At 61.4% G+C, this 7,297-nt stretch carries 7 protein-coding genes; 2 read left to right on the top strand and 5 right to left on the bottom strand.

Going from position 1 to position 7,297, the window contains the following annotated elements:
* The 5 genes from ACZ6O0_RS41955 to ACZ6O0_RS41935 form a co-directional block, all read right to left on the bottom strand.
* Positions 1-429, bottom strand: a 429-nt coding sequence (locus tag ACZ6O0_RS41955; protein ID WP_465770682.1) for a nitrilase-related carbon-nitrogen hydrolase, incomplete at its 3' end; no start/stop codon positions are given.
* 99 nt (positions 430-528) lie between these two features.
* Complete coding sequence (locus ACZ6O0_RS41950; RefSeq protein WP_465770681.1) at positions 529-1,440, bottom strand: glutaminase; 912 nt, start codon at positions 1,438-1,440, stop codon at positions 529-531.
* Between the two features lie 235 nt (positions 1,441-1,675).
* Entirely contained in the window at positions 1,676-2,878 is a 1,203-nt protein-coding gene (locus tag ACZ6O0_RS41945; RefSeq protein ID WP_465770680.1) for a M24 family metallopeptidase, read from the bottom strand.
* Between the two features lie 107 nt (positions 2,879-2,985).
* Positions 2,986-4,089, bottom strand: a complete 1,104-nt coding sequence (locus tag ACZ6O0_RS41940) for an NAD(P)/FAD-dependent oxidoreductase (RefSeq protein WP_465770679.1) — start codon at positions 4,087-4,089, stop codon at positions 2,986-2,988.
* Between the two features lie 140 nt (positions 4,090-4,229).
* Positions 4,230-5,570, bottom strand: coding sequence for an MFS transporter (locus tag ACZ6O0_RS41935; RefSeq protein WP_465770678.1), 1,341 nt, complete (start codon positions 5,568-5,570; stop codon positions 4,230-4,232).
* Positions 5,571-5,940: 370 nt separating this feature from the next.
* On the opposite strand from ACZ6O0_RS41935, the gene ACZ6O0_RS41930 reads away from it, so the two are divergent.
* The gene (locus tag ACZ6O0_RS41930; RefSeq protein ID WP_465770676.1) at positions 5,941-6,975 is read left to right on the top strand and encodes a LacI family DNA-binding transcriptional regulator; all 1,035 of its coding nucleotides are present in this window, start codon (positions 5,941-5,943) and stop codon (positions 6,973-6,975) included.
* Between the two features lie 87 nt (positions 6,976-7,062).
* The gene (locus tag ACZ6O0_RS41925; protein WP_465770675.1) at positions 7,063-7,296 is read left to right on the top strand and encodes a hypothetical protein; all 234 of its coding nucleotides are present in this window, start codon (positions 7,063-7,065) and stop codon (positions 7,294-7,296) included.
* Position 7,297 lies beyond the last annotated feature (1 nt).

The raw sequence follows: 7,297 nt of genomic DNA, 5'->3' as shown, positions 1-7,297 counted from the left end.
CCCCCAGACCAACCGCTCCACACCAGTCGGCATCAACTTCCGGTGCTTACCCAGGAAACTGCCATCAGGACCGAAGAAGAGCACCGTGCAATACATCGTGCCACCCTCGCGCTCAAGGACCCCCGTGACCAGATAGATATTGTTCGACCGCGCGACCTCCCCGATCCGTTGCACCTCTTCACCAGGTACGTCAATGGCTCCCTCCCAATAGCGCCGGAAGGCGTCACGCCCACGTGGCGTGCGTGAACCCACGACCGACCCGAAGTCCTCCCCACGGGGATACCCACCGACGAATACCTCCGGAAACAGGATCAGTCTCGCCCCATTGACCGCAGCCTCGCGAGCCAGGCCGGCAAGCTTGCCGATCGTCGCTCCGGTATCACCGAAAACCGAACCAGCCTGCGCAACCGCAACCCTGAATCCATCCATCCTTCATAAATCCCTTCTCATAACGCGTGAAAGACACCCGCACCGAACCTCAAACGTTCAGACCGGCGCCCGGCGGGCGATGATGCAGCGCGGAGGACATCAGAAAATCGACCATCCCGTACGGGCGGAGAACTCGCTCAGCGCGGCAACACCAGCTATGGAATTCCCTGAGTTACCCAACTTTGGACTCCAGACACAGATCGAGCAGATGTCCGGCACCACTGCGATGATGCCCCCACCGATTCCGCTCTTGCCCGGAAGTCCGACGCGGTACGCAAATTCGCCTGCTGCGTCGTAGGTTCCACAGGTGGCCATCACGGCGTTCATCCGTCTAGCTTGAAGCGGATCGAGCAACAGATCGCCGTATCTGCCGGCGCCGTTCGCGGCAAGGAATCGGCTTGCGAGGGCCAGGTCTTTGCAACTTGCTGAGATGGCGCACTGATTGATGTATGCCTCAACAACTTCCTCAACTGGATTGATGAGGTTTCCGTAGCTGGCAAGAAAGTGTGCGAGCGAGTGGTTCCGGTGACTGTTGCGCGATTCGGATTCTGCGACACTTGTATCCACTCGGAGAGCTGCGTTCCCGCTCTCGCGTCGGAGAAGACTCAGAACCCCGTTCGACCGACCGCCGGCACTGAGGAGCATATCGACTACCACTAATGCGCCGGCGTTGATCAGGGGGTTCCTCGGAATTCCGCCTTCTTGTTCGAGTTGTGCAAGTGAGTTGAACGGGTTCCCAGACGGCTCCCGATAGACCCGCTTCCACATCGACTCGCCATCATATGCAAGTACCAGTGCGAGAGCGAAGACCTTCGAGATGCTCTGAATGGAGAAAGGTACTTGCGCATCACCCGCTGAGTACACTTCACCGTCACGGGTAGCGACACTGATACCGAACTGGTTCGGTTCGACCACGCCGAGTTGGGGGATGATGAAGTCCCCAACCCGCCCCTGACTGCAGAGAGGTCGAATTGACCCAACAATGTCGTCTAGGAGGTCCTGCAAGTCCATGAATACGTTGTTCCTTCTTCGTCTCATCACCTGTTCACCTGCGGAGTCACGAACTCATCGACAGTTCAGGAGCGAACCTGCCTCCGCCCGTACGCCCTACCTTTGTCGAACTCTGTTCCGATCGCGTCTCCCCAGGCCAATCTGCATTTTCTGCCGGACAGTCTTTCCGGCACCAGTTCCTCCGACGCGGCCAGCAATCAACTTTCACTAATTGCTGGCCATCTCGGAGACGGAGCTAAATGGTGATCATTCTCTCTGGAACAGGTGTGAGAATTTGTGCGCCCTCCTCCGTGACCCTGAAGGTGCTCTCTACCCGCGACTGAAAGCCGTCCATATACACGCTTGGCTCGATGGACAGCACCATGTCTGCTTCCAACTTTCGTTGAACGCCCTCCGCGATTCCAATACCTATCGGTTCGGTGCCGAGTGTCCGTCCAGTCCGGTGCATGATGTATGGGCCGAGGCCTCCTTCCTCCAAAACGTTGCGAACGGCCACATCAATGTCCGACATGACGGTCCCCGGACGGCACATGGAAACCGCGACATCGTAGGACTTCTTTACCGTTGCATTGATGTCCTGCTCGGAAGAGTCCAACGGTCGCTGAGAAATCACTCGACCGAACCCGATCCTGTAACCCAAAAGATAGGGAACTCGGCACAGATCGATCGCGACCAGATCGGTCGGCTCGATAACGCGGGTCGACGCTGTACCGTGCGAACGGTTCAACCTGGGTCCCGAAGTCAGCAACTGAGCTCCTGGTCCGATAGGAGAATCCACGTACAGCTCGTTGTACGTGGACGACTCAATAGCCTCCGCGCAGGCACGCACGTTGTGCTGCAAACCGAGCATGGCAACATCGCATTCACGAAGGCCGCCTTGCTTGATCGCTTCGAGTTCGACTTGGAACATGCTTGCGGCCAGCGCGCCGCAGGCTTCAAACAGCCGCAGCTCGACTTCGTCTTTGATGTCCTGCTGACGCGCGAGACTGTCGGAGCTCTCGACAACGGTAAAATCATCGAACTTTTCCGCGAATGGACGCCAGGCTTTATCTGTCAGGTGGGCTCTCTCGACGCTAAGGCGCGCGTTCCCCTGACCCTCGCTCTTAATGTAGCTGCGAACGAGTTCCCAGGCATCCCTACTGTCGTCCTGCGAGGACCATTCGACATGATGCTCGATTTTCACCGGGACGCGCTTTGTGGACGCCTCGGCAAAGGCCCGCTCAATCTTTGGTACGACAAGCAAAGGGGTTCCGCTCTGCGGAACTACAAGGCAGATTAGGCGGCCCGGCTCGAAGTATTCAGCGCGTGTGGCGTAGCCCCAGAATCCGGTCAGATATCGGACATCCTTGGACTGAAGAACAATGCCGTAATCCACGCCCTCGGCGCGCAGGGTTGCTTGGTATCGGCTCAGGCGTCCTTCAAAGTCAAAGTTGTACATCTATTTGTCCTTCCATTATGGTGATCCCATCGCACCGCTGTACGTAGCGATGCGAATTCCCGTGTTCAAGTCCTGGCTGGGCCGGCGGAACCGCCGACGTGCCTTCTTCAGAATCGCTCGAAGCGGAACGGGTCGAGTTCAGCGGCGTGGTTTTCGCCGAGCAGCTCAGCGGCAACGAGTCCGCCGGCGTAGACACTCAGCGTCACGCCGCTGTGTGAGACGGCGAAGTGAAAGTTGGGTAGCTTCGGCGAGCGGCCAAGGACAGGGAGTCCGTCGTCGGGGATCGGTCGCTCGCCGACTCGCACACTTTCAACACTCGCCGCGCGGATTCCGGGATAGAGCGAGCAGCCGGCGTTTACGATCTTGTCGACCTCAGCCGGGTCCACCGTGACTTCCCCGGTCGCCGTCAGGTGCGCCGCGTCATCGCTGTCGTAGGAGTGCAACTGGAGCCGTCCGGCGCCATCAGGCCGCACGTGGATGTTCGGCGCCTGAATCACACGGGTCACCGAGACCGCGGTCGGCGACATGTGGACAAGCACGCCCAGGGTGTTACGCATGGGCAGGTCCAGACCGGCGAGCTGTGCGATGTCTCCTGCCTGAGGCCCGGCACAGTTCACGACCGCGTCAGCGGGCAGGCGCCGTCCCGAGGCCAGCCGGACAGTGCGAACCAGACCATCCGAGATATCGAAGCCCACGACCGCGTCATTCCACACCCGGTCTGCACCTGATGTGGCGAGCAGGTGACCAATCAGCGGGGCTGGTGCAACCCAGCCCTCGGTCGGAAAGTAGGCGATCTCGCCGGCCGGGAGTTCGGCTGGGTTGATATCGGGCTCGAGGCGCAGCGCCTCAGCGCGGGTGAGCCAGCAGGCCTCGTACCCGTAACCGAGGACCAGGTCGACCTTTCGACGCAGGTCTTCGCGTTCGCCTTCGTCGCCGCCCCATTTCAGGCAGCCGCGCTCGTGGTACCAGTCGCCGCCGGGAACGTCCCGAGCGAGCTTCCGGTGTGCTTCCATACCGGCCACGTTGAGATCGTGGTACGCCCGTGGCTCCTTGGCGCCATTCGCGTTAGTCCACGAAAAGGTCGCACCCGACGTGCCCCCCGCCGGCAACCCCGCATCGACCACCGTCACGCTGACGCCCCGACGCGCTAGCTCGGCGGTTACCGCTGCGCCGTACACCCCGGCACCGATGACAACAACTTTGTTATGCATGAGCGAATGCCTTTCTCTCGCGTGTTCTCTCACAGCCCCGGGCAGTGGGCTCTGCGCTCCGCAACGCCTGCCGTATCTGATGTAACTAGTTGCATCGGATTACAGAAGGACTGGCTCGACAGACACCGCCATGATTCACTTCACGCGCCCGATGGGCTCGGCTCGGGACTCTCGCTCGGTGATCGCCCGGCATCGGCGCTGCTGGTCCGTACGCGGTTGCCGATCCCGATCACGGCCACCACGGTCGAGATTGCGCTCAGGATCGCGAGATAGATGCCAGGGGCGAGGCCGTACCCCAAGGAAACCCACCAGGTCGCGAGGAACGGTGCGCTCCCACCGAAGACAGCGTAGGCAAGCTGATAGGACAGGGCGGCCCCCGAGGCTCGCACGGCCGGCGGGAGCAATTCAACCATTGCCAGGGCGGTGGTCGCGGTGAATCCGCTGTACAGCAAGGCAAGCAGCGTGATGATCAGCGCAGATTGCGTCAACGAACTGTTTTCGAGCACGGCCAAAGCCGGCACCGCCAACACCGCCAGGCCGAGTGCGCACGTCACCGCAACTCGTTTCCGCCCGACGGTATCGATGAGATACCCGGCCCCAGTGCAGCCCACCGCGAGCACGCTCCAGAGCACCAGTTGCACGATGAACGACTTATTGAGACCGAATGATGTCTTTGCTGCCATGTGGGACACAAGGAACGTGCTCATGATGTAGGCAGCGGTTGCGTTGGTCATCGACCAACCGATGATGATAAGCAGTGGCTTCTTCGCCGTCTTGAGTGCCCGCTTGATCGGTGTCTTTTCCACGCTGCCCGAAGCACGCAGCGCCTCGAACGCCGGCGACTCCTCCACGCGCAACCGAAGATAGAGGCCAGCCAGTCCGAGCGGCGCCGCCACAAGGAACGGCACCCGCCATCCCCACGATGCCAACTGTTCTGGAGTTGTCGAAACAGTCACCACCAAGGACACCAAAACAGCGGTGAAACTCCCGATGTACGACCACACCGGAGTGATTGCGGCATAGCGACCGCGCTTGTGATCGGGCGCGAATTCAACGACGTAACTGGTCGAACTGCCGTACTCCCCTCCAGCAGCCGCAGCTTGGGTGAGGCGGCACACCAGCAACAGCACCGGTGCCACGACGCCGATCTGGGCGGCGCCGGGCAGCAGGCCCAACGCCAGCGTCGCGCCACTCATCAACAGGACTGAGATCAGCAATGACGTGCGGCGGCCGATCCGATCAGCAATCTGACCGAATACGAGCCCGCCGAGGGGACGAGCCAGAAAGCTGACTCCGAAGATTGCAAGGGTGGCCAGCAGGCCGGCGGTGGCACTGGATTTCGGGAAGAATACCGCAGCGATGGTGGTGGCGAACAGTCCGTACAAAACAAAGTCATACCACTCCACAAAGTTGCCGATCGCGGCGGCCTTCAGTGCTGCCTTTCGGCGCACGGCGAGGTCGGCGGCATTGCCGTTATCCATCAGCTTCTCCTTCAAGGTGAACCGATTCGCTCGAGACCGGCGACCGGTTTATCAATTTCTCTTGCTGGCGCGCGCTTGCGGCGTCCGCGTCTCGGCGAAACCTCGTGAGCTCCTGGGCCAAGGCCGGCTACTTGAGTGATGTAACTAGTTGCATGTAACTAGTTACATCGGCTATCGTCGTAGCACACCGCATGACGGCGTGCTCGGTCAAGAGCTCGAGTTCGCCTCCCCTCTGTCGGCACTCAGGACGAGGAAGGGAGGTCAGAAACGACTCTTGATGCATGGCACCGCGCGCTCTCATGGGAAATGAGACAGACGTCGAGCCATCGCCCACCTGGGGGCGGGTCGGGCGATCGCGAGAGGATGAGGCATGGCACGGGCAACAATCAACGATGTCGCCGCTTCGGCCGGAGTTTCGACCGCGACGGTCTCCCGTCTGTTGAACGGCCACAACGTTTCCAGCGACACCGCGGATCGGGTCTGGAAGGCGGTGGCCGAGCTCGAATACACGCCAAACGCGCTCACGCGAGGGGTCTTCGCAGGCCGCTCCAGCACGATTGGTGTGATCATCAGGGACCTCGACAGTCCCTTCTACCTCGAGCTGATGCGGGGGATCGAAGAGGCTGCCACCGACCACGACAGCCTGGTGATGTTCGCCAACACGTTCAGCCAGGTCGAGCGGGAGGCGGCCCACGCCCAGAGAATGGACGAGCAGCGAGTCCGTGGCCTGATCTTGACAACTGGCCCCACCATCGACCCGCGGGCTCGCCGGATGGCGGCGGCTGGGACTCCATGTGTCATCGTCACCCGCGCAGTCGAGGACTTGCAGCCGAACCTGCACTCGATCAGCCTGGACAACCTCGAGGCCGGTCGGCTCATCGGCGGACATCTCCTGTCGTGTCGGCGTTCCTCGATCGCTGTTATCACCATGGGGACCCGGCAGCAGGGCATCGAGCGAATCTGCGGACTACGAAGTTTGCTGACAGAACACGACGTCGAGCTGCCCGACAACGCGGTGCGAGCCGTGGAGGGCAAGGAGGAAGTCTTCGCTGCAGTCGCCGACCTGCTGTCCGACGGCCGGCGGATCGACGCGATCGTCTGCATGTCGGATCTGCTCACCCGGCACATCTACGAGGCTCTCCAGAAGCTCGGACGCCGTGTTCCAGACGACGTTGCGCTCATCGCCGTGGGAGATTTCGACTGGGCGGAAGCTCTAGGCATCACGGTCATTGCCCAGCCGTCCTACGAGATGGGGCTTGAAGCGGCGATACTGATCGTCACCCAGCCCGAGGAACCGGTGCAGATCGTCAAGAAACCACGCCTCGTCGCGCGCCGGTCGTGCGGAGAGAAAGCAGCGCGACAGACGACGAGCTCTGTTCGGGCTTCTCGCCCCGGCGGAGACTGACTTAGCCGTCCGGCGGCAAAAGGAGACCGCGCGCCTGGCAGCATCGCCGATGACCAAGACCCCGTCGCGACGGGAGACCGTGTGCGCGTGGGGTCGTTCACCGAGCAGATCGGCGTGGGCAGCGGTTTGGGTGAAGCCAGCACCCCGGCGGCCGAGCCCGTCGCATCCGGGTCGACCGCGCCATCGCCGTCGATGGCTGTACGCGACAACGGCGGGCAGATCAGCACGGCAGAGTCCTCATCGGTGGACGACGCCTCTCGCTCTCCCGTTGCTCCAATCGTTCGGCGCGAATCCGGTGGCGATCGGAAGCTGGAGTCCTGAA

This window comes from Kribbella sp. NPDC048837 (assembly GCF_055586945.1).
This window is presented reverse-complemented; position numbering and strand designations above follow the sequence as displayed.